The 21,640-nt window shown below is 72.2% G+C and carries 24 protein-coding genes; 13 read left to right on the top strand and 11 right to left on the bottom strand.

Annotated elements, in window-relative coordinates; all coding sequences use genetic code 11:
• Position 1 precedes the first annotated feature (1 nt).
• The 4 genes from AB0J72_RS50325 (at position 2) to AB0J72_RS50310 (ending at position 5,393) form a co-directional block, all read left to right on the top strand.
• Positions 2 to 697: an NRDE family protein gene (locus AB0J72_RS50325; protein WP_363413467.1), complete on the top strand. Its 696-nt coding sequence runs from the start codon at positions 2 to 4 to the stop codon at positions 695 to 697.
• A gap of 159 nt (positions 698 to 856) precedes the next feature.
• Positions 857 to 2,881, top strand: coding sequence for a glycosyltransferase family 39 protein (locus AB0J72_RS50320; protein WP_363413464.1), 2,025 nt, complete (start codon positions 857 to 859; stop codon positions 2,879 to 2,881).
• A gap of 152 nt (positions 2,882 to 3,033) precedes the next feature.
• Entirely contained in the window at positions 3,034 to 4,263 is a 1,230-nt protein-coding gene (locus tag AB0J72_RS50315) for a glycosyltransferase (RefSeq protein ID WP_363413461.1), read from the top strand.
• Between the two features lie 128 nt (positions 4,264 to 4,391).
• Positions 4,392 to 5,393 carry a hypothetical protein gene (locus tag AB0J72_RS50310; RefSeq protein WP_363413459.1) on the top strand — a complete coding sequence of 334 codons (1,002 nt, stop codon included), beginning with the start codon at positions 4,392 to 4,394 and terminating at the stop codon, positions 5,391 to 5,393.
• A gap of 406 nt (positions 5,394 to 5,799) precedes the next feature.
• Here AB0J72_RS50310 and AB0J72_RS50305 read toward each other — a convergent pair whose 3' ends face one another.
• The 4 genes from AB0J72_RS50305 to AB0J72_RS50290 form a co-directional block, all read right to left on the bottom strand.
• Positions 5,800 to 6,561, bottom strand: coding sequence for an enoyl-CoA hydratase-related protein (locus tag AB0J72_RS50305; RefSeq protein WP_363413495.1), 762 nt, complete (start codon positions 6,559 to 6,561; stop codon positions 5,800 to 5,802).
• The gene (locus tag AB0J72_RS50300) at positions 6,561 to 8,030 is read right to left on the bottom strand and encodes a glutamate-cysteine ligase family protein (protein WP_363413456.1); all 1,470 of its coding nucleotides are present in this window, start codon (positions 8,028 to 8,030) and stop codon (positions 6,561 to 6,563) included. Before AB0J72_RS50300 ends, AB0J72_RS50305 begins: the two co-directional genes overlap by 1 nt.
• Before the next feature lie 105 nt (positions 8,031 to 8,135).
• The gene (locus AB0J72_RS50295) at positions 8,136 to 9,269 is read right to left on the bottom strand and encodes a hypothetical protein (protein ID WP_363413453.1); all 1,134 of its coding nucleotides are present in this window, start codon (positions 9,267 to 9,269) and stop codon (positions 8,136 to 8,138) included.
• Positions 9,266 to 10,360 carry a helix-turn-helix transcriptional regulator gene (locus AB0J72_RS50290; protein WP_363413451.1) on the bottom strand — a complete coding sequence of 365 codons (1,095 nt, stop codon included), beginning with the start codon at positions 10,358 to 10,360 and terminating at the stop codon, positions 9,266 to 9,268. Before AB0J72_RS50290 ends, AB0J72_RS50295 begins: the two co-directional genes overlap by 4 nt.
• Positions 10,361 to 10,647: 287 nt before the next feature.
• On the opposite strand from AB0J72_RS50290, the gene AB0J72_RS50285 reads away from it, so the two are divergent.
• Genes AB0J72_RS50285 through AB0J72_RS50270 form a run of 4 tightly spaced genes read left to right on the top strand, consistent with a single transcriptional unit; the run spans position 10,648 to position 14,490 of the window.
• Positions 10,648 to 11,175 (top strand): GNAT family N-acetyltransferase, encoded by a 528-nt coding sequence (locus AB0J72_RS50285; RefSeq protein WP_363413448.1) that lies wholly within the window; start codon positions 10,648 to 10,650, stop codon positions 11,173 to 11,175.
• Between the two features lie 21 nt (positions 11,176 to 11,196).
• Positions 11,197 to 12,408 carry a DUF4407 domain-containing protein gene (locus AB0J72_RS50280; protein WP_363413445.1) on the top strand — a complete coding sequence of 404 codons (1,212 nt, stop codon included), beginning with the start codon at positions 11,197 to 11,199 and terminating at the stop codon, positions 12,406 to 12,408.
• A gap of 43 nt (positions 12,409 to 12,451) precedes the next feature.
• Entirely contained in the window at positions 12,452 to 14,041 is a 1,590-nt protein-coding gene (locus AB0J72_RS50275; protein ID WP_363413442.1) for a family 10 glycosylhydrolase, read from the top strand.
• 35 nt (positions 14,042 to 14,076) lie between these two features.
• Positions 14,077 to 14,490, top strand: coding sequence for a hypothetical protein (locus tag AB0J72_RS50270; protein WP_363413439.1), 414 nt, complete (start codon positions 14,077 to 14,079; stop codon positions 14,488 to 14,490).
• 72 nt (positions 14,491 to 14,562) lie between these two features.
• Here the strand turns inward: AB0J72_RS50270 and AB0J72_RS50265 are convergent, their stop codons facing one another.
• The 3 genes from AB0J72_RS50265 to AB0J72_RS50255 form a co-directional block, all read right to left on the bottom strand.
• Positions 14,563 to 14,766, bottom strand: a complete 204-nt coding sequence (locus tag AB0J72_RS50265) for a CsbD family protein (RefSeq protein WP_363413436.1) — start codon at positions 14,764 to 14,766, stop codon at positions 14,563 to 14,565.
• Positions 14,732 to 15,346: a VTT domain-containing protein gene (locus AB0J72_RS50260; protein WP_363413434.1), complete on the bottom strand. Its 615-nt coding sequence runs from the start codon at positions 15,344 to 15,346 to the stop codon at positions 14,732 to 14,734. Before AB0J72_RS50260 ends, AB0J72_RS50265 begins: the two co-directional genes overlap by 35 nt.
• 97 nt (positions 15,347 to 15,443) lie before the next feature.
• A complete protein-coding gene (locus AB0J72_RS50255) occupies positions 15,444 to 16,313 on the bottom strand; it encodes an RNA polymerase subunit sigma-70 (protein WP_363413431.1) in 870 nt (289 codons plus the stop codon).
• 17 nt (positions 16,314 to 16,330) lie between these two features.
• Between AB0J72_RS50255 and AB0J72_RS50250 the strand changes: the two genes are divergently transcribed.
• Entirely contained in the window at positions 16,331 to 17,032 is a 702-nt protein-coding gene (locus AB0J72_RS50250) for an RluA family pseudouridine synthase (protein ID WP_363413428.1), read from the top strand.
• Here AB0J72_RS50250 and AB0J72_RS50245 read toward each other — a convergent pair.
• On the bottom strand, positions 17,016 to 17,372 hold the full coding sequence (locus AB0J72_RS50245) for a YciI family protein (protein WP_344501422.1): 357 nt from the start codon (positions 17,370 to 17,372) through the stop codon (positions 17,016 to 17,018). The two genes, AB0J72_RS50250 and AB0J72_RS50245, sit on opposite strands and share 17 nt — an antisense overlap.
• A gap of 153 nt (positions 17,373 to 17,525) precedes the next feature.
• Here AB0J72_RS50245 and AB0J72_RS50240 point away from each other — a divergent pair, with 153 nt between their 5' ends.
• Positions 17,526 to 17,915: a CPBP family glutamic-type intramembrane protease gene (locus AB0J72_RS50240; protein ID WP_363413425.1), complete on the top strand. Its 390-nt coding sequence runs from the start codon at positions 17,526 to 17,528 to the stop codon at positions 17,913 to 17,915.
• Positions 17,916 to 17,932: 17 nt separating this feature from the next.
• Here AB0J72_RS50240 and AB0J72_RS50235 read toward each other — a convergent pair whose 3' ends face one another.
• Together AB0J72_RS50235 and AB0J72_RS50230 are read right to left on the bottom strand one after the other, a co-directional pair.
• Entirely contained in the window at positions 17,933 to 18,991 is a 1,059-nt protein-coding gene (locus AB0J72_RS50235; RefSeq protein ID WP_363413422.1) for a hypothetical protein, read from the bottom strand.
• Positions 18,988 to 19,497 carry a SigE family RNA polymerase sigma factor gene (locus AB0J72_RS50230; RefSeq protein WP_363413492.1) on the bottom strand — a complete coding sequence of 170 codons (510 nt, stop codon included), beginning with the start codon at positions 19,495 to 19,497 and terminating at the stop codon, positions 18,988 to 18,990. The genes AB0J72_RS50235 and AB0J72_RS50230 overlap by 4 nt, the downstream gene beginning before the upstream one ends.
• 130 nt (positions 19,498 to 19,627) lie before the next feature.
• Between AB0J72_RS50230 and AB0J72_RS50225 the strand changes: the two genes are divergently transcribed.
• Positions 19,628 to 19,873: a hypothetical protein gene (locus AB0J72_RS50225; RefSeq protein WP_363413419.1), complete on the top strand. Its 246-nt coding sequence runs from the start codon at positions 19,628 to 19,630 to the stop codon at positions 19,871 to 19,873.
• Positions 19,874 to 19,951: 78 nt separating this feature from the next.
• On the opposite strand, the gene AB0J72_RS50220 is transcribed toward AB0J72_RS50225, so the two are convergent.
• Positions 19,952 to 20,083, bottom strand: a complete 132-nt coding sequence (locus tag AB0J72_RS50220; RefSeq protein WP_363413416.1) for a hypothetical protein — start codon at positions 20,081 to 20,083, stop codon at positions 19,952 to 19,954.
• A gap of 59 nt (positions 20,084 to 20,142) precedes the next feature.
• Between AB0J72_RS50220 and AB0J72_RS50215 the strand changes: the two genes are divergently transcribed.
• A complete protein-coding gene (locus AB0J72_RS50215) occupies positions 20,143 to 20,451 on the top strand; it encodes a calcium-binding protein (protein ID WP_363413413.1) in 309 nt (102 codons plus the stop codon).
• Positions 20,452 to 20,454: 3 nt separating this feature from the next.
• Positions 20,455 to 21,609 (top strand): hypothetical protein, encoded by a 1,155-nt coding sequence (locus AB0J72_RS50210; protein WP_363413410.1) that lies wholly within the window; start codon positions 20,455 to 20,457, stop codon positions 21,607 to 21,609.
• Positions 21,610 to 21,640: the final 31 nt, after the last annotated feature.

The following is a 21,640-nucleotide window of genomic DNA, read 5'->3' as shown; positions in this document are numbered from 1 at the left end:
CATGTGCACCGTGCTCCTCCGCTTCGACCCCGCCGCCACCTTCCCCGTCCTGCTGGCCGCGGTCCGCGACGAGTACCTCGCCCGACCCTGGGAGCCGCCCGCCGAGCACTGGCCCGGCTTCTGGGGAGGCCGCGACAGCACCGCCGGCGGCACCTGGCTCGCGGTCGACCCCGCCGCCCCGGCCGTCACCGCGCTGCTGAACGGCTTCCCGCCCCTGCCACCCCTCGGCGACCGCCCGACCCGCGGCGCCCTCCCGCTGACCCCCCTGCCGCAGGACCTCTCCGGTTTCGACGCCTTCCACCTGGTGCGGGCGACGCCGGCCGAGGTCACCGTCCTGTCCTGGAACGGCACCGACCTCACCACGCACACCCTGCCCCCGGGCGACCACGTGATCGTCAACCAGGGCGTCGACGTCAACGACTTCGCCCCGCTCCACGCCGCCGCCACCCCTCCCCTCGCCCCGGACACCCCGACCCGCGAGGCCTGGGGCGACTGGGTGCCGCTGCTCGCGGGCGGCACGTTCACCGGTGTCGCCCCGCGCACGCTGCTGGTGCGCCACGAGGTGGACGGCCTGGAGTACGGCTCCGGCTCCGCCAGCCTGGTCGCCCTCGGCCGCGACACCGTCCGGTACGACTTCGCCACCACCCCGGGCCCCTCCGCCACCTGGACCCGGATCCCCGTTCCCCCGTCCCGCTGACCGGTCCGTCCCGCTGACCGGTCCGTCGCGGTGGGCCGGTCCGTCGCGGTGGACCGGTCCGTCGCGGGTGGACCGGTCCGTCCCGGGTGGGCCGGACTCACAGGTGGCGCACAGGTGGGGCCCAAGGTGCTGGCAGGGGCGGACCGCAGTCTCGGGAGCATGACGACGACGCTGGTCCGCCCCGCTGACATTGCCGACACGCCCCCGCATACGCCGCCGCCCCGGGATCCGGTCTGGGTCCGGCCGGCGTTGGGGGTGCTCCTGGTCGGCACGCTGGTGGCGTACGTGTGGAACCTCAGCGCATCCGGTTGGGGCAACGCCTTCTACGCGGCGGCGGCGCAGGCGGGCGGCGAGAGCTGGAAGGCGTGGTTCTTCGGCTCGTCCGACGCGTCGAACTTCATCACCGTCGACAAGACGCCCGGCGCGCTGTGGGTGACGGGACTGTCGGTGCGCGTCTTCGGGCTCAGCTCCTGGAGCATCCTCGTGCCGCAGACGCTGATCGGGGTGGCGACGGTCTGGCTGCTGTACGCGACGGTGCGGCGCTGGCACGGCCCGGCGGCCGGGCTGCTGGCCGGGGCGGTGCTCGCCACGACGCCGATCGCGGCGCTGATGTTCCGGTTCAACAACCCTGACGCCCTGCTCATGCTGCTGCTCGTCGCCGGCGTGTACGGCATGGTCCGCGCCCTGGAGCGGGGCAGCACCTGGTGGCTGGTGTTCGCCGGCGCCGGCGTCGGCCTCGGCTTCCTGACCAAGATGCTCCAGGCGCTGCTGGTGGTGCCGGCGTTCGCGCTGGCGTACCTGCTGTTCGCGCCGACCGGCTGGGGACGGCGCATCGTGCAGCTGCTCATCGCGGGCGCGGCGGTGGTCGTGTCCGCCGGCTGGTGGGTGGCGACCGTCGAGCTGATCCCGGTGTCGTGGCGACCGTACGTCGGCGGGTCGCAGAACAACTCGATCCTGGAGCTGACCCTCGGGTACAACGGCCTCGGCCGCATCACGGGCAACGAGACCGGCAGCGTCGGCGGGGGCGGGGGCGGCGCCAACGGTGGCCGCTGGGGCGAGACGGGCTGGTCGCGGCTCTTCGACGGGCAGACCGGCGGGCAGGCGTCGTGGCTGCTGCCGGCGGCGCTGATCTTCCTGGTCGCGGGCCTGGTCTGGTCGACACGGAAGGCCGCCTACGTGCTGTGGGGCGGCTGGCTGGTGGTGACCGCCGTCGTCTTCAGCACCATGCAGGGCATCTTCCACGACTACTACACCGTGGCCCTGGCGCCGGCGATCGGCGCGCTGGTCGCGATGGGCACGGCCACGCTGTGGCGCCGCCGCGGCAACGTGTACGCCCTGCCCACCCTCTCGTCGGCGGTCGCGGTCAGCGCGATCTGGTCCTACGTGCTGCTCACCCGCGCCACCGGCTTCCAGCCGTGGCTGAAGGTCGCGGTCCTGCTGGCCGGGGCGGCCGGCGCGGTGGGACTGCTGGTCAGCCAGCAGCTCGGCCGCGGGTTCGGGCGGCGGGTCTCGCTCGCGGCGGCCGCGGTGGCGCTCTTCGCGATGCTCGGCGGGCCGGTCGCCTACTCGTTGAACACGATCGCCACCCCGCACTCCGGCTCCATCGTCACGGCGGGTCCGGCGGTCGCCGGAGGCTCCTTCCCTGGTGGCGGCGGCCGCGGCGGTACGGGCGGCGGCCCTTCCCGGAACGGCGGCTTCCCCGGCGGCTTCCCGGGCGGCACGGGCACCGGCACTGGCACTGGCGGTTTCCCCGGTCCCGCCGGCACCGCCGGCGGCTTCCCCGGCGGCGGCGGTGCGGGGCAGCGTGGTGGCGGGGGCGGCATGGGCGGGCTGCTCAACGCCACGACGCCCAGCGCGGAGCTGGTCGCGCTGCTGCGGGAGGACGCGGCCAAGTACACGTGGGTCGGTGCGGCCGTCGGGTCCAACAGCGCCTCCGGGTACCAGCTGGCGACCGAGCTTCCCGTGATGGCCATCGGCGGGTTCAACGGCAGCGACCCGGCGCCGAGCCTCGCACAGTTCCGGCAGTACGTCGCCGACGGCCGGATCCACTACTTCATCGGCGGTGCCGGCGTCGGCGGGCGCAGCAACGGCGGCAGCAGCGTCAGCGCGGAGATCGCCGCGTGGGTGGCCGCCAACTACACCGCGCAGACGGTCGGCGGCGTCACGGTGTACGACCTGTCCTGACCACGCCTCCCGTCCAAGAGGGCCGTCCCGATTCCGGGGCGGCCCTCCTTTCTTCCGGGACGGCGCTCTTTCTTCCGGGACGGCCCTCTTTCACAGGTGGGGTACAGGATCGCCACAACCTGCCGGAAGCAACGGAGCCGAACTTGGTTGGCATGACGACAACGACGCTCCCGCGCGCAGCAACCACCGACGTCACCGCCGCCAGCGCGGTCCTCGACGTCGTCGTCCCCGTGTACAACGAGGAGCGCGACCTCGGCCCGTGCGTGCGTCGGCTGCACGCCCACCTCAGCGCGACGTTCCCGTACCCCTTCCGGATCACCGTCGCCGACAACGCCAGCACCGACGGGACGCTCGCGGTCGCCACCGCCCTGGCCGGCGAGCTGGCCGGCGAGCTGGCCGGCGTCGAGGTGCTGCACCTGACCGAGAAGGGTCGCGGGCGGGCCCTGCGGGCCGCGTGGGACGCCTCCGACGCGCCGGTCCTCGCGTACATGGACGTGGACCTGAGCACCGACCTCAACGCGGTCCTGCCGCTGGTCGCCCCGCTGCTGTCGGGCCACTCCGACGTCTCGATCGGCACGCGGCTGGCCCGCGGCTCCCGGGTGGTGCGCGGCGCGAAGCGGCAGTTCATCTCCCGCTCGTACAACATCCTCCTCCGCGGCACGTTGCAGGTCGGCTTCTCCGACGCGCAGTGCGGGTTCAAGGCGATCCGCAAGGACGTCGCCGAACAGCTCCTGCCGCTGGTGGAGGACACCGGCTGGTTCTTCGACACCGAGCTGCTCGTGCTCGCGCAGCGGGCCGGGCTGCGCATCCACGAGGTGCCGGTCGACTGGATCGACGACCCCGACAGCCGCGTCGACATCGTCGCCACCGCGCTCGCCGACCTCCGCGGCATCGCCCGCCTCGCCCGCGGCCTGATCGACGGCTCGCTGCCGCTCCAGTCGTTACGCTCCCGGTTCGGCCGGGAGCCGCTCGCCGCCGCGGGCGTGCCGGCGTCGATGCCGTCGCAGCTGCTGCGCTTCGCCGGCGTCGGGGTGCTGTCGACGGTCGCGTACCTGCTGCTGTTCGCGCTCCTGCGCCCCGCGGCGGGCGCGCAGGCGGCCAACTTCGCGGCCCTGCTGGTCACCGCGGTCGGCAACACCGCGCTCAACCGCCGGCTGACCTTCGCCGTGCGGGGCACCGCCCACGCCGGCCGGCACCAGGCGCAGGGCCTGCTGCTGTTCGCCCTCGGCCTAGCGCTGACGTCGGGCTCACTGGTCGCGCTGGACACGGCGGCACCGGCGCACCCGCACCTGCTGGAGGTGGCCGTCCTCGTGCTCGCCAACCTGACCGCAACCGTGCTCAGGTTCGTGCTGATGCGGGTCTGGGTGTTCCGCAAGGCCTGATACCGTCAATTACGGTGAAATCGAATTTTTTACGTATAAATCTGTTTCGTATGGGTTCTTCGCGTTCGAACCTTTGGCGTTCGAACCTTTGGCGTTCGGGCCTTTGGCGTTCGGATTTCGTACGCGAGGTGCGCGACGGCGTCACGCCGCGGGCCGGGCTGCTGGTCCTCGCGGTCCTCGCGGTGCAACTGGCCTTCATCGCCAGCTACATCGGCGCCTTCCACAAGCCGTCCCCGCACCGGATCCCGATCGCCGTCACGGCGCCCGCCGAGCGGCTCGACGCGCTCGCCCGGCAGCTCGACACCCTGCCGGGCGCCCCGCTGGACGCCCGGCCCGTCGCCGACGAGGCCACCGCCCGCCGCATGATCGACGACCGCGAGGTCTACGGCGCGTTCGTCGTCTCGGCAACGAACGCCACCGACCGCCTGATCATCGCCAGCGGCGCCGGGGCAAGCGTCGGCCAGGCCCTGGAGCAGGTCTTCACGCCGCTCGAGGACGCACAGGACCGCGCGTTCACCGTCGAGGACGTGAAGCCTGCCCTGCTCGGCGACGCCCGCGGCCTGTCCGGCTTCTACCTGGCGCTCGGTTGGGTCGTCGGCGGCTACCTCGTGGCGATCGCGCTCAGCGCCAGCAAGGGCGCCCGCCCCGCCAACCCCCACCGCGCCGCGATCCGCCTGCTGTCCCTGCTCGCCTACGCCCTGCTGTCCGGCCTCGGCGGCGCCCTCGTCGCCACGACCGTCACCGGCGCCGGCGCGGGCCATCTGGCCCGGCTCACCTGCTTCGGCGCGCTGCTGGTCCTCGCCTCCGGCGCCGTCACGATGGCCCTGCAGGCCGCGCTCGGCTTCGCGGGCACGGGCGTCGCCGTCGTGCTGTTCGTGGTCCTGGGCAACCCGAGCGCCGGCGGCGCGTACCCGGCCCCGCTGCTGCCCGCCTTCTGGCGCACCATCGGTCCCTGGCTGCCGCCCGGCCTGGGTACCGACGCCATCCGCGGCATCGTCTACTTCGACGGCGCCGGCGTGGGGCGCCCGGCCGTCGTCCTGTCCTCCTACGCTCTGCTCGGCGTCCTCGGCACGCTGGCCGCCTCCGGCGGCGTCCCACGGATCGCCGCCTTCGTCCCCCGGCGCCGATGACCGCGCGGGCCGCGCGTCTCGCGTGCGCCCCGTGCGGTGCGGCGACGCTCAGCCACAGCCTCGCGTGCACCCCGTGCGGTGCGGCGACGCTCAGCCACAGCCTCGCGTGCACCCTCCGCGCGGTGCGGGCGACGTTCAGCCGCAGTCCCGCGTGGACCCCGCGCGGTGCGGGCGACGCTCGGCCACGGGAGGGCACCCAGGTGTGGGAGTCGTACTCGTTCATTGCCGCATCGGCGAAGTTTCGGGGGCGGTGACTGCCGGGGCGACAAAGGAAGTCGTGTGCCCTGGGTTCCGCTTCCTCCAGGACCATAGCCCACGGCAGGAAATTGATCTCCGGCGTCGTCGCTGTCCGTAGTTTAGCCTGCCCGCAACACGAATTCGTGGGGCACTGACAGGTGCGGAGAAGCTACGTCGGGTAGTTGGAGGGCCAGGTTGGGGGGCGGCGGTCTCTGAAGGCGGCCAAGCCCTCCGCCACCTCGGCGGGGTCCTGCTGGGCGGGGCCCTCCCGGCCGTCGATGAACGCCTTGGCCGCGCGGACGCTCAGCTGGGAGCGGGTGGTGATGGTGGCGGCGGTGTCCCGTACCGACGCCGCCAACGCGGCTGGAGCGACGACGGTGTCGACGAGGCCGATGGCGAGGGCGGCCGGGGCGTCGATCAGCTCGGCGGTGAAGAGGAGCAGCTTCGCGCGGGAAGGGCCGACGAGGGCGGCCAGGCGGCGGGTCGTCGAGCGGGGGTAGACGATGCCGAGCTTGGCGGGTGTGATGCCGAAGCGGCTGTCGGCGGCGGCGAAGCGCAGGTCGCAGGCGACGGCGAGCTGGCAGCCGCCGCCGACGCAGAAGCCGTCGATGCGGGCGATGGTCGGCTTCGGGAAGGCGGCGAGGGCGAGCTCGGCCTGGACGGCGACGCTGTCCTCGCCGGCGGCGGCGATCGCCGCGGCGTCGTCGATGTCGGCGCCAGCGCAGAAGGTGCCGCCGGCGCCCTCGACGACGAGGACCTTGACGGCCGGGTCCGCCTCCAGGTCCTTCAGCAGGACCGGCACGGCGCGCCACATGGCGGCGGTCATCGCGTTGCGCTTGCCGGGGTTGTCGATGGTCAGCGTCGCCACTGGGCCGTCGACCGAAACCCGGACCGCCGCGGCGCCGTGACCGGCACCAGCACCGGCGCCAATCACCACTCGTGGACGGGGACGTTGGAGTGCATCCGTGGAAGGTACTCCTCGATCAGCTTGCGCATGGTGTCGTCGCGGTCGATCTGGCCGGCGCCGGTGATGCGGTGGACGGTGTCGACCTGCCAGGAGGCGCCGTTGCGGGCGGTGAGGCAGCGCTGCTCGATGATGCCGAGGAGCCGGTCGCGGTGGGCGGGGTCGACGCCCCAGCCGTCGAGGCCTTCGCGGGCCATCGGCAGGAGGCGGCGCAGGACGAGCTCGGTGACGGGGACGGAGCCGAGGCCGGGCCAGAAGAGGGAGGCGTCGATGCCGTGGCGGGCGCCGTTGTGGAAGTTCTCCTCGGCGGCGCCGAAGGACATCTGGGTCCAGACGGGCCGGTCCTGCTCGGCGAGCCGGCGGACGAGGCCGAAGTAGAAGGCGGCGTTGGCCATGCTGTCCACGACGGTCGGGCCGGCCGGGAGGACGCGGTTCTCGACGCGGACGTGCGGCCTGCCGTCGACGACGTCGTAGATGGGGCGGTTCCAGCGGTACACGGTGCCGTTGTGCAGGCGCAGCTCGCCGAGCTTCGGGACGCCGCCGTCGTCGAGGGTGGCGATCGGGTCCTCGTCCTCGCAGATGGGCAGCAGGGAGGGGAAGTAGCGGACGTTCTCCTCGAAGAGGTCGAAGATCGAGGTGATCCAGCGCTCGCCGAACCAGACGCGGGGGCGCACGCCCTGGGACTTCAGCTCCTCGGCGCGGGTGTCGGTGGCCTGCTCGAAGAGCGGGATGCGGGTCTCCCGCCACAGCTCGCTGCCGAAGAGGAAGGGCGCGTTGGCGCCGAGGGCGACCTGGACGCCGGCGATGGCCTGGGCGGCGTTCCAGTGCGCGGCGAACTGCTGCGGGCTGACCTGCAGGTGAAACTGGACGCTGGTGCAGGCGGCCTCGGGCGCGATCGAGTCGCAGCGGACGTGGAGCCGCTCGACGCCGTCGATCGCGATGAGCAGGTCCTCGCCGCGGGCCGCGAAGATCTGCTCGTTGAGCAGCGCGTAGCGCGGGTTCGCCGACAGGACGTCGGGGGTGAGCTGGTCCCGGCGCAGGGTGGGCAGGATGCCGATCATCGCGAGCCGGGTGTCCACGCCGGCGGCGTGCTCCTCGGCGGCGTTGAGGCTGGCGCGGACCTGCTCCTCGAACCCGGCGAGCCCGTCGCCGGCGAGCCGGCGTGGCGGCACGTTGATCTCGATGTTGAACTGGCCGAGCTCGGTGACGAACGCCGGGTCGGCGAGGGCGTCGAGCACGCGCTGGTTGCGCAGGGCCGGGTCGTGGTGCTCGTCGACGAGGTTGAGCTCGATCTCGAGCCCGCTCATGCCGTCGCCGTCCTCGAAGTGCGCGTCCGAGAGCATGCGCGCGAACGCGTCGAGGCATTGACGGACCTTGTCGCGGTACCGCATCCGGTCTTCGCGGCTGAACTCGGTCGTTTCGACGTCCTTGCCCATGGGCCGTCCACCTCCGAAGCCGTCGGTTCATCTGGCATACCACGAGTCGCGGTTTTTTACTCACGCGTCCCAGTACCGAGGAGGTGGCGTGGAAGGGCGGACCGGCTAGGCGACGTGCGGCTTGAGGCCGAGGTAGCGCAGCGCCGCCTCGGCCGACGGCTTGTGCGGGAGCTTGCCGAGCCACGACTGCCACAGGCGGCGGTCGGCGGACCAGGCCCGCAGGTACTCGACGCACAGGTCGGGCGTGATGGTGAGGCTGCGGCCGTGGGCGCCGGCGAGGGCGGCCGCCATCCGGTGGCGCTCGGCCTCGCCGGTGACGATCGCGCGGGGCAGCCGCTCCAGGACGTGCTGGATGAAGTCCCGCCGGACCTGCAGGTACGCCGCCCAGTAGCCGGCGTCGGCGGCGTCGATGGTCTTACCGTCGTCCAGCAGCGCGTAGACGCCCTCGGCGAGGGTGTCGCCGAGCTCCTCGCCGCGGGCCCGGACGGTGTCGCGGAAGGGGTCGTATTCCTTCTGGGTGACCTTGCCGACCATGGTGACGGGGTCGATGCCGCGCCCGTTGAGCAGGAAGAACCAGTCCTCGTTGTAGATGTTGGGGAAGAACGAGGTGGTGCGGTTGACCTGGACGACGAGCGCGCCGCCGCCGACGAAGGTGCCCTGGATGCCGCCGGTGCGGCGGTAGGCGTGGCAGACGACGGAGTTGTCGGGGAAGCCGTGGTTGACGAGGCCGACGGCGGCGTGGGTCTCGGCGAGGGCGGCCGCGTCCCAGATGTCGCCGGGCTCCTCGACGCGGATGTCGTCGTCGAGGAAGAGCACGAAGCGCCAGCCGACCATGCGGGCGAGGGCCAGGCCGACGTTGCGTTTGAGGCTGGTGTCGGTCTTGCGGGCGAAGCGCTGCCAGGCCCGTTCGGTGAGCAGCGTCGAGGTGCGCAGCTCCGGCAGGCGCGGCTGGTCGTGCTCGACGTCGACGGTGACGACCCGGACGCCGACGTCGGCGGCGAGATCGAGGGCCCGGCCGGCGTCGGCCCACTTGCTGCACAGCACGATGAGCTGGCAGTTGAGGTCCTTGACGAGCTCGGCGGCGTCGCGGAGGTAGCCGTACGGCCGGGCGGTGGGCACGATGACGGCGTTGACGCCGGCGGGCCGGGTGGAGCGGACGGTGGCGGTGCTGAGCAGTCGCGTGTGCGACGCGTGGTGCGTGTGCACCCGCGGCGGGACCGGTGGCGGTCCTTGGGTCACTCCGTGAGCTCCGGCCATTCGTGGAGCCGGGTCTCGGGGACCGTCCAGTCTGGCGTCAAGACTTCCCCTCTGACGATCTGCACCGACGTGAGGATGCTGAAGGTATCGCGCTGCGCGAATCGTGCCGCCAGGTACCCACCGTTGCGGTCGCGGAACCTTTCGTCGGTCAACGAGCGCACGGCGCCGTAGGTGCCCCTGCCGAACATGCCGTTGAAGATCGTGACGGTGCGGAGCCGGTTGTACGGGTTGGGCGCGCGGTAGAAGTGGGCGACGTCCTCGACGAGCTGGCCGTCGACGAGGGTGGGCGCGAAGACGTGGGTGTCGTCGCCGGCGCGGACCTGGAAGGCGGCGCCGGTCTCGTCGTCGCCCAGCCGGTCGTGCTGGGTGACGGGGACGTCGAGGCGGTTGAGCAGGGTGCGGGTGAGGAAGTTCCAGTCGACGCCGCCGAGCAGGACGAGGTGGGTCGTGAGGTCGTCGGCGGAGAGCGCGTCGTCGGCGCGGACGCGGATCTGGCTGAGGGGGTTGGCGGCGCGGAGGTGGCCGTGCAGTTCGAGGAGGGTGTCGAGGTCGGCGTACGTGTACGACTCGGTGTAGTCGGGTTCGGCGGGGTCGACGTAGGGCATGTTGCGCCGGAACTCGGGTGGGAGCCGGGCGCAGACGATGGTGATGGGGCGGCCGTCGGCGAAGAACAGGGGTCCGCTGTGCAGGCGGCGGAGCTCCTCGTCGGCGGGCCGGACCGGGCGGGTGCCGCCGCTGGTGCCGTTGGCGGCGTCGCGGAGGGCGAGCAGTTCCTCCTCCAGCTCGCGGCGGCCGGCCTGCTCGTCGTGGTCGAGGTCGTCCTCGTCGATGAGCTGGACGCGGCCGGCGGTGAAGGAGCGCGGGGTGCAGAACAGCCGGGCGTAGGCGTTGATGCGGGCGGTCGGCGGCAGGTCGGGCTTGCCCGGCGACTCCCATGAGGAGATGAGCGGCGGGCTGACGCCGAGGGCCTTGGCGAGCTGGCTCTGGGTGAGTGCGGGGCCGCCGGTGTCGGTCCGCAGCGACTTCAGCCGCACCGCCAGGCGGGCTTTCGCGTTCGATGCCGGTGCTGCCATGGCAACCTTCCCGACGAGTTCGGACTTCAGGAGATGAATGAATTTTCCTGACGCGCCCACCATAGCAAATACCAGGTCAAACGGCCGTGATCGATACGTTGCTTCAGTCGAAACTGAAGTTTAGGCTGACGTCAGAAACGTCGCCGTCACATCCGTGACCCGCGGTGTCGGACCGGTGGAGGGGACGGCCCGGCGATGCGGGCGCCGGGGTCGGGGTGGTGGATCGCCGCCCCGCCCCGACCCCGGTGAGCATCGACCGTGGTCGCACGGGAAGGCACTATTGCTGAGTGTTGTCAGATCATCTGGAGGTCAGGCCCGCGATCGGGCGTGAGCTCGACCTCGTGGTCGCCGCGTTCGGCGATGCCTCGTTCTTCGCCGAGCGCATGGCACGACAGACAGAGGACAACGGCGTCCTCCTGGTGGCGTGGCTGCACGACGAGGTCGTGGGCTGCGTCTACGTGTGGTTCGAGGACGCCGAAGAGGCCGAGCTGCGCAAGCATCTGCCGGGCGTGCCGCTGCTCAACCGGCTGCGGGTCGTCGAGCGGCTGCGCAACCGGCGGATCGGGACCGCGCTGGTGCGCGCCGCCGAGCAGGTCGTGCGCGAGCGGGGGCACGCGCAGCTGGCGCTGGGCATCGGGCTGGACAACGCCGACGCCGAGCGGCTGTACCTGCGGCTCGGGTTCGCCGAGTGGCCGCACGGGCTCGTCGACACCTACTACGTGGTGTTCAAGGACGAGCGGGAGGTGCGCGAACCGGAGCTGTGCCGGATCCTGGTGAAAGAGCTGAATCAGGAAATGCCCCTTAAACGCGACTAATGCTCGCGTACCGTCAGGCGCATGGCCGACCGTTCGCTGCTCCTCCGGGTCGCCAACGTGAACCCCGCCAGCGTGCGGACCCACACCGACCGCGCGCTGTACCGCTCGATCGCGGTGTTCATCCTGCTGTACGGCGTGTACGCGATCGTGGGCGCCGCGACCTTCGTCGACGCCACCGCGAACTACACGCACCCGTGGTGGCAGTGGCTGGTCGGCCCGCCGGTCGCGGCCGCCGTGATCGCCTACGACCGGGCCGTCGTCGGGCGGGTCGCGGTCAGCTACGACAACCTCGACTCCCCCGACCCGAAGCATCTGCTGCGGCGCGGCACGTTCGGCCTGTACGCGGGCCGGCTGCTGCTCGCCCTGCTGTTCGCCGTCGTCATCACCGAGCCGCTCATGCTCGCCAGGTACAAGGGCGAGATCGACGCGTACCTCGGCACCGTGCACAACCGCCAGCTGATCCAGCTGGAGCAGTCGGGCGCGATCGCCACGTTCGCCGGGCAGGTCGACGCGCTGCGCCGGCAGGACGCCGCCGACGACAAGGCCGTGGCCGACCTGCACCAGCTCGCCGCGACGAAGCGGACCGAGGCCGCCGAGGTGTACGACCGTGCCCTCGCCGATTCCCGCGCCGACGGCGTCACCCAGCGGGCCGGCTGCCCGCCCGGCGGGTTCTGCGACACGCTCGTGCGGCAGTCCAGGGCGCTGACCGCCGAGGCGACCCGCCTGGACGACGAGGCGGCCGCGCTGCAGAAGACCCAGGAGAGCGCCCGCCTCGACCGGGCGAAGCAGGTCGCCGCGCTCAACGGGCAGATCACCGAGCAGCGCGCCGACAACCGGCGGTCCGTGGAGGCCGGCGCGGGCTTCGGCGCCCGGACGACCGCCATGTGGCACCTGGTCAAGAGCGACTTCTGGGGGTTCGGGTTCTTCTACCTCGGCGTCGCGGCGCTGCTGGTCTGCCTGGACTGCGCGGCGGTGTGGCTCAAGCTGGTCTCGCACGGCAACGCGTACGAGCGGACCGAGGCCCGCGACGCCCGCCGCCGCGAGCTGACCGCCACGAAACGCCACGAGCAGCAGCTCAAGGTCGCCGACGCGGCGCAGGAGGTGGCCGGCGACGGCCTCGACACGATCGTCGCGGAGCGCCGGCTCGTCGACGCCGCGGTCGAGCAGGCGACCGCGCGGCTCATGGCGGAACTGGAGGAGCAGTCCCTCCCCTCTTCGTCCAGAAGTTCCTGAATCGCTTGCAATGGGGGCTTCGGCACCCGGCAGACTGGTCGACGTGCGTCACAGCCTCCCCCGCCGCCCCCCTGTGCTGCCGGTCGTGATCGGCATCGTCCTGGCGGTGGTCGCCGGGGTGGGCGCCGTCAGGGCGGTGTGGGTGAGCTCGACGTCCTCCAGCGCCGCGCCCGACGGTCGCGGCGGTGAGCGCGCCGACCGGTCCCGGCCGCGCACCGACCTGCGGTGCGACGGGGTGCCGCTGAACGCGCCCCGGGAGCTGCGCGGCATCTGGATCACCACGGTCGAGAACATCGACTGGCCGAGCCGGCCGGGGCTGCCCGACGAGCAGATCAAGTCGGAGTACCTGGGCTGGCTCGACCTCGCCGGCAAGCGCAACCTGAACGCGGTGTTCGTCCATGTACGGCCCAGCGGCGACGCGCTGTGGCAGTCCGCCTACGCACCCTGGTCGGAGTGGATCACGGGGGTACGGGGGAAGGCACCCGGCTTCGACCTGATGCGCTGGATGATCGACGAGACGCACGCCCGCGGGCTGGAGTTCCACGCCTGGTTCAACCCGTACCGGGGCAGCCAGCCGGCCCCGGGCGGCGCCGGGTCCGACATCGGCGCGCTCGCGCCGGACCACCCGCTGCGCAAGCACCCGGAGTGGGCGGTCGTCTACCCGGCGGCCGGCACCACGGGCAGCCGCCTGCACTTCAACCCGGGCATCCCGGCCGCGCGCGAGTTCGTCGAGGACTCGATGATGGAGGCCGTCAAGAAGTACGACGTCGACGGGGTCCACTTCGACGACTTCTTCTACCAGTACCCGGTCGGCAAGCAGGACTACCCGGACGCCGCCGCCTACGCGCAGTACGGCAACGGCCTCAGCCGTGCGGACTGGCGGCGGGACAACGTCAACAAGCTCGTCCAGGAGATGCACGACAAGATCCGCAAGCTGAAGCCGTGGGTGAAGTTCGGCATCAGCCCGTTCGGCATCTGGCGCAACGACCGGACCGACCCGGCCGGTTCCCCGACCCGCGGGCTGCAGTCCTACGACGAGATCTACGCCGACACGCGGCTGTGGGTGCAGCGGGAGTGGCTCGACTACATCGTCCCGCAGCTGTACTGGAACATCGGGTTCGACGTCGCGGACTACGCGAAGCTGCTGCCCTGGTGGGCCGGCGTCGTCAAGGACACCGACGTGCAGCTGTGGATCGGCCAGGCCGACTACCGCGTCGGGCAGTCCGGCGCCTGGTCCGACCCCGGCGAGCTCGACCGCCAGCTCGCCCTGAACCGGAAGTATCCGCAGGTCACCGGCAGCGTCCACTTCAGCGCCAAGAGCATGCGCAGCGACACCCTCGGCGCGGTCTCCCGCTACGCCGCCAGCTTCTACTCCACGCCGGCGCTGCCGCCGGTCATGGCGCAGCTGCCCGCCGACGTGCCCGCGCCGCCCTCCGTCTCGACGTCCGGCACCACGCTCACCTGGAAGGGCAAGGGCGTCAACTCGGCCGTGTACCAGGTGAAGGGCTCCTCGGCGAAGCTGCTGGCGGTGCGCCGCGGCGGGGACGGCTCGCTGACCGTCCCGGACGCCGCCGCCAAGTACTGCGTGACGGCGCTGGACCGCTCCTGGAACGAGAGCACTCCGGCGAGGTGATCCCGGGTCATCCTGGGCCCGACGAGTCTCAGGCGATGACCAGCTTCATCTCCGACCAGGACTTCACAACCCCCGCGCACGTCCGGGCCACCGCCGACTTCCAGGAGCGCGAGGAGCGCCGGGAGTCGTCGCCGGCCCCGTTCCTCGCCGTGGTGTTCCTGGCCGCCGTCTGGCTGGTGGTGTCCGCGGTGCCGATCGGCTACATCGGCGCCGCCCGCTACGACGTCTTCTGGAGCGACGCCGTCGTCGGTATCGCCGTCGCGATCGTCACCATGGTCCGGCTGCTGCGCCCCACTCCCGCGCTCACCTGGGTCACCGCCGGACTCGCCGGCTGGCTGCTGCTGGCGCCGCTCGTGCTGCAGTACGGGTGGAGCGGCCCCACCGCGAACGACCTGATCGTCGGGCTGGTCATGCTGATCTGCACGGGACTGTCCGCTTCCTCGTCCTGAGCAGCCTTCGGGGCCACCCCCATGGTGCAGGGGTGGCCCCGAAAAGTGTCAGTCCCGGCTCGCCCGGTGCGCTCAGCTCGTCCGGTGCGTGAAGGCGTCCTTCACGTCCGCGCCGGCGTCCTTGACATGGTCACCGGCCTGCTTCGCCTTGGCGGCGGCCCGTTCGGCGGCGCCTTCGGCCTGCAGCCGCTCGTTGTCCGTCGCGTCGCCGAACTTCTCCTTGGCGGCGCCCTTGAGCTCTTCAGCCTTGTGCTCGACCTTGTCCGCGAAGCTCATCGCTGATCCTTCCCTTCGATCCGTCTCGCACCTGCTGGGGTGCCCGGATCCGCGCGACGGCAAACACCGCCGTCACTGCGATGGACACCGCGCTGCCCACCCCGGCCGCCGTGTACGGCTGGTCGAACACCCTTCCCCCGAGGTATCCGAGCGACACCATGTAGCAGCTCCACAGCACCGCACCGACCAGCAGCGCGGGCACGAACCTGCGACGCGGGAACCGCGCGTAACCGGTCGCGAGCGCCACCGCGGTGCGCCCCATCGGCACGAACCGGCCCGTCGCCACGATCGCGCCGCCGCGCCGCTGCAACGCCCCGCTCACCTTGGCGAGGACCCGCCGCGGCCGCCCCCGGCCCGTCCACCTGCCGAACAGTCTGCGCCCGCCCCGCCGCGCCGCCTCATGGGTCAGCAGATCCCCGGCCGCGACCGCCGCCACCGTCGCGATCAGCACCACCGGCAGCCTGAGCTGCCCACCCGCCGCCAGCGCACCTCCCGCGATGACGCTCGTCTCCGCCGGCAGGAACGGCAGGAGACAGTCGCCCACCAGCAACACGAAGATCACGACGTAGGCCCACTGCATACCTCAACCGTGCCCGCGGCGCGCATTTTCGACACCGGTGCCAGCCCGCCGATCCACGGTAGGGCTTTCCCCACCACCGGTCGACCGTCGGCGGTCCCTACGGCGAACGCTGGTCGAAGAGGGCGACGATCGCCGGGTCGTGGAAGGCGACCATCTCCGTGATGCGCCCGCCGGACACGTGCAGGACGGAGACGCCGAAGGGTTGCCAGGCGGGCTCGCCGGGCGGGCGGATGTGGGCGACGACGGCGGGGCGGTGGTTGGCGGTGGTGCAGCGGACGTGGATCTCGCCGAGGGCGGGGCGACTCGCCCGCAGGGCCTGCTCGACGGCCGGGCTTCCCTGGTACCAGATGCGCAACGGCGGCATGGAGGCCCTGACGTCGTCGGCCAGGAGGCGCACCATGGCGGGGATGTCGGCGCGCTGGAACGCCTCGGCGTAGCGGCGGGCCACCTCGTGGTCGGCGGGGGTGGCCGGCTCGGCGGGGGCGGGCACGCGGGCCTTCGCCCGCTGCAGGGCGCTGTTGACCGCGGGGACGGTCATCTCCAGCAGCGTCGCGGTCTCCGCGGCCGACCAGTCGAGCACGTCGCGGAGGATGAGCACGGCCCGCTGCCGCGGCGGCAGGTGCTGCAGCGCGGCGAGGAACGCCAGCTCCACGCGCTCCTTCGCCAGCAGGGCACCCTCCGGGCCCCGGTGCTCCAGGACCGCGTCGGGGACGGGCTCCAGCCAGTGCTCGGCCTCACCGGGGGCGAGGTCGACCGGCAGCGCGCGCCGCGGACGGCCCTTCAGCGCGTCCAGGCAGGCGTTGGTGGCGATCCGGTAGAGCCACGTGCGCTCCGACGAGCGCCCGTCGAAGGTGTCGCGGGCCCGCCACGCCTTCAGATACGTCTCCTGCACCAGGTCCTCGGCCTCGTGCAGCGAGCCCAGCATCCGGTAGCAGTGGACCTCCAGCTCGCGGCGGTACTCCTCCACCACCGTATGTTAGGGCGATGTGGACGGACTACCGGAAGCGCGTGCTCTTCGAGGACGACGCGGTGCTGGTGCTGGACAAGCCGGCCGGGGTGTCCGTGATGGGCGAGCGGCACGAGTCCGACCTGGTCAGGATGGCCGCCGACGCCGGCGAGACGCTGTTCCCGGCGCACCGCATCGACAAGGTCACCTCCGGCGTGATCCTGTTCGCCAAGGACCTCGCCGGGCACGGGGCGCTGACGCGACAGTTCAACAAGCGGACCGTGCGGAAGTCGTACCTGGCGGTCGTGGCGCCCGGCGGGCTCCCCGCGACCGGCACGATCGACCTGCCGCTGAGCGTCGGGCGGAAGAACCGGGTGCGGATCGCGGCGCCCCGGGAGGCGATCACGCTGTCCGGTGGCGTCTGGTCGGTGCCGGCCGAGGCGGTGTACGACCAGGTCCCGACCTATCCGTCGGTGACGGAGCTGCGCGTGCCGTGGCAGGACGAGCAGCGCGCCCTGGTGGTCGCCGACCCGTTGACGGGCCGGCGCCACCAGATCCGGGTGCACCTCGCGTGGATCGGCCACCCGATCGTCGGCGACCCGCTGTTCGACAAGGCCGCCACCGGGCGGACGCACCTGCACGCGTGGCGGCTGTCGTTCGACCACGCCGGGACCCGGCTCACCGTGGAGGCGCCGCCGCCCGAGGAGTTCCCGGCGTTCGACGTCAGCCTGCTGGACTGAACACCTGGTGCACCTCGGCCTCGCCCTCCCAGCCGGGCCACAGGTCGCGGTGCAGCTTCATGAACCGGCTGGTCCACTCCGTCGCCTCGGCCTTCGTGCGCACCTGGTACAGCGCGTAACTGATCATCTCCTTCGTCTCCGCGAACGGCCCGTCGACCACGTCGAGCGCGCCGCCGGTGACCGTGACCCGGGCGCTGTTGACGCTGGGCGCGAGGCCCGCGGTGTCCAGCAGCGCCCCGGCGGCGGTGGCGTCCTCGCCGAGTTGCATGATCGCGGCCATCAGCTCAGGCGGAGGCGGGGTGCCGGGGGTCGTCCCCTTCAGCAGCACGAGATAGCGCATGTTCCACTCCAATCAACGGGTGTCCTCGCCGGTACCTCGAACGGGCCAGGCCCGATCCGACATGCTCTCGAAAAAGGGGTATGGCTGGCCCTACCCCTGACACGGTAGACAGCGGGCTGTATCCGGCCGTCCGCCGTTCGTAGCGTCACATCCATGACGATCGGCACGCTGTCGCTGCACCGCAGGCTTCCTCCGCGGCTGTACCTGCTGCTGCTGCCGAGCCTGTTCGCCATCGCGCTCGGGCTGGCCATGCTGCTCGGCACGGACCACCGACCGGCCGTGCTGCCGCTGCTGCTCCTGGTGGCGGCCGCGCCGCAGGAGCTGTTCTTCCGGGCGTACCTGCTGCCGCGGACGCCGCTGCACGGCACGCCGGCGATCCTCGCGTCGGGACTGCTGTCGGCCCTGCCGTTCGCGCTCTCCGGCCTGTTCCCCTACATCCTCGTCATGCACCTCGTCCTGACGGCGGTGACCGTCCGGTTCGACAGCGTGCGGCTCGGCATCGCCGCGCACTGCCTGCTGGCGCTCGCCGTCCTCGTCGCCTGACGCGCCGTCCTCGTCGCTCAGCGCGTCGCTGACGTGGGCCACGCGTCGGGGTTGGTCAGATCGTCGTACACCTGCAGATGCTCGACGTACCAGGCCGCCTCATCCTCGCTGAGCAGGTCGGCGTGGAACGCGGTCGCCTCCAGCACGTACAGGCTGACCGGCCCGAACCCGGGAACCCACAGCCCGCGCATCCCGTCGGTGAGCCACTGCGCGGACCTGCCGGCCACGACCCGGTCCGGCGCGAACCGCGCACCGTCCGCCGCCGCGGGCTCCGCCGCCCACAGCCGCACCCGCTCGACGTCCGCCTGCGCGACGACCAGCCCCGACCAGGCCCACTCCCCGGCCGAACGCTCCTGCGTCACCTTGGTCGCCGTCTGGCACTCGACCCACCGCGCTCCGGCCGGCAGCTCCGACAGCCGCATCGGCGTCACGCACCGCTGCACCCGGTCCAGCCGCACCGCGCCGTACACCCGCTGCGCCGCCGCCAGGTCCCGCGCCCACACCGCCACGAAGATCCCGTCGACCGGCTCCCACCGCAGGTCGGTGAAGCGCTGCCCGTTCCCCGGGTCGAACGTGTCCGCCCTGCCCGGCCGCCCGCCGACCGTGACGTCGACGGCCGCCGAGCTCAGCGGCCGGAGCCCCCGCTTCAGGTCCACCACCGTCGGCGCCACGTACACCGCGGCGACCAGCTCGTGGTCCTGCCCGTACACGGTCACCGACTCCCGGTCCTCCCCGGAGACCCAGTCGACCACCCCCACGTCGTCGAACGCCTTCAGGTCCAGGTCCAGGTGCAGCAGCGCCGGGTCCGCACCGATCCCCTCCGGCCGGCTCAGTGCCGACGGCACCCCCAGCGCCACCGGCAGCGTCGTGTCCTTGCGTTGCGGCAGCATCGCCTGTACGCCCACCGCCGCCCCCACGATCAGCACCACCGCCGCGGCCACACCCGCCACCCTCCGGCGCGCCCGCATCCGGCCCGCCCGCCGCACCGCCAGGCGCGCCAGCTCCCCGGCCTCGACCTGCGTGGCCCCGGCCCGAGCCGCAAGGCTCCGCACCAGCTTGTCCTCGATGCCGCTCATGCCTCCGCCTCGCTCCCGCTCTCGCTTCCGCTCTCGCTTCCGCCAAGTCGCCCGCGCAGCCTGTTCAGCGCGCGCATGGCATGGGTCCGGACCGTCGTCTGCGAGCACTCGAGCACCCGCGCGATCGCCGCGTCGTCGAGATCCTCGTAGTACCGCAGGACCACCACCGCCCGCTGCTTGAACGGCAACGCCGCCACCAGCCGCCACAGCTCGTCCCGGTCCGCGCTCTCCCCGCTCAGGTCCCCGGCCGCGGCCGCGTCGGGCGCCCGCTCGACCGGCACCTCCCGGTTGGCCCTGCGCCGCCACCACGACCGCGACCCGTTGAGGACCAGCCGCCGCACGTACACCTCGGGATCGTCGGCCCGCCGGATCCGCCCCCACCGCAGGTACGCCTTCGCCAGCGCCTCCTGCACCAGGTCCTCGGCCCGATGGTCGTCCCCCGTCAGCAGCACCGCGAACCGCACGAGCGCCGCCCCACGGGCCGCGACGAACGCCTCGAACCCCACGACGTGCACCTCGGACGGCTGCAGGGTCACCACGCTTCGTCTCCTTCGGTAGGCCTCACCAGACAGAGGCCCCACCCCACCCCGCCCGTTGACCGCCTTCCCCGACATCTTCGCTCGACAGGGTGGCTCGGTGAGCAGACCAGAGATCCACGTCGAGCGGATCCTCGCCGAGGCCGGCTGGCCCGAGGGCGCCGAGCTGTGGAGCTCCGACGCCGACCGGCGGTACTGGGCGCTCGACCACCTCGCCGGCACGGCGTTCATGCGGCACGTCACCGACGCGGCGACGGTGCGGATGACGCCCGTGGTGCTCCCGCTGCTGACGGACCCGCGGCTCGACGGCGCGTGGACCCGCACCAGCTTCGCCGTGGAGCCCTGACGCCCCTGCTGCAGCGCAGCCTCTCCGTGCGCTTCGCCGAGACCGTCGCGGCGCGGGCCTGACGGTCCGGCGGTCAGCTCAGAAGGTGCACATCATCTGGTACCCGGGATCGTGGAGCAGACGCGACAGGCGGACGTTCTCCGCGCGCAACCGCTCCAGTTCACGGCGCAGCCGGGCAAGCTCGCTCTCCACCGTCGCGTCGGCGCCCATGGCAGGATCGTCGCACGCTCTTCATCACCGCTACCGATGGTCTCCGCTATCCTCCGGCGGTGGGTTCGCTGAGCCGGAAAGAACTCGATGCGTTGGTCGAGGACGCGACCGTCGACTGCTACAACGAGGACGAGCAGCTGACCGGCCTGTACACCATGATCGAAGACAACCTCGCCCTGCCGTTCACCACACAGGTCCTCGGCGTCGAGGTCACGGTCCGGAAGGTGGACCTGAGGGGTCAGCGGATCGTGGCGATCTGCCACCGGGGTCGGGAGCGGCAGGCGATCGCGATCCTTGACCTCCCGCTGCCGGATCCGCCGCCGGACGGGTCGGAGTGGATCGCGGCCTACCGGCACTGGGGTGGGTGACCCGTGAGCGAGTACCAGTACTACGAGTTCGTGGCGATCGACCGGCCGCTGACCGCCGCGGAGCAGAACGAGCTGCGTGCGGTGTCGACCCGTGGCCGGATCAGCGCGTCGAGCTTCGTCAACACCTATGAGTGGGGCGACCTGAAGGCCGATCCCCGGGACTGGATGCGGCGGTACTTCGACGCGCATCTGTACCTGGCGAACTGGGGCACCCGCCGGATCGCGCTACGGCTGCCGGCATCGCTGCTGGATCCGGCGCTCGCGGCGACGTACTGCGTGGGTGACTCCGCTTCGTCGTTCGTCACGAACGAGCACGTGATCCTCGACCTGCACAGCGAGGACGAGGACGGCGACGAGGAGTGGTGGGAGGAGGAGGCTGCTCTCGCGGCAATCGTCCCCGTCCGGGCGGAACTGGCCGCCGGCGACACCCGCCTGCTCTACCTGGCGTGGCTGTTGTGTGTGCAGAACGAGGAGCTGGACGAGGATGCACTGGAGCCCCCGGTCCCGCCCGGCTTGACGCAACTGTCGGGTCCGCTGCGCAGCCTCACCAGCTTCCTCCGCCTGGACGAGGACCTGCTCGAAACAGCCGCCCAGGCCAGCGCGCCGCTGACCACGAAGGCGCCCTCCAAAGCGGCGCTCGCCAAATGGGTGAAGCACCTGCCGGCCGCCGACAAGGACGAGGCCATCGTGCGGCTGCTGCGCGGCGACGGCGCGCGCCTCCAGGCCGAGTTGCTGCGCCGGTACGGCGGTGGCGCGGCCATCGAGACTGCAGGCGGCGGCCGTACGGTGGGCGAGTTGCTGGCCGGCGCGGAGACCCGCTGGGCAGCACGGGAGCGGCAGAAACAGGAGCGCAAGGCGGCCGAACAGGCACGCCGGGAAGCAGCGGCCGCAGCGGCCCGCGAGCAGCGTCTTGACGAGCTGGCGGCCGACCCGGAACGCGCGTGGCAGCGAGTTGCGGACCTGATCGCGACCAAGAAACCCAAGGAGTACGACGCCGCAGTCACATTGCTGGCCGACCTGAAGGCACTCAGCGAGCGCGACGGCCAACGCAAGACGTTCCGGGCCCGGATCCATCAGTTGTGCCAGGAGCACGCCCGCAAGCCGAGCCTGCTGGACCGCCTGGAACGCGCCGGCCTGTACGTCAGCACAGCCAGTTGAGCAGGCCCAAACCTGATCGAGAGAAGCTACC

It is taken from the genome of Dactylosporangium sp. NPDC049742, assembly GCF_040674675.1.
Classification (GTDB): Bacteria; Actinomycetota; Actinomycetes; order Mycobacteriales; family Micromonosporaceae; genus Dactylosporangium; species Dactylosporangium maewongense.
This window is presented reverse-complemented; position numbering and strand designations above follow the sequence as displayed.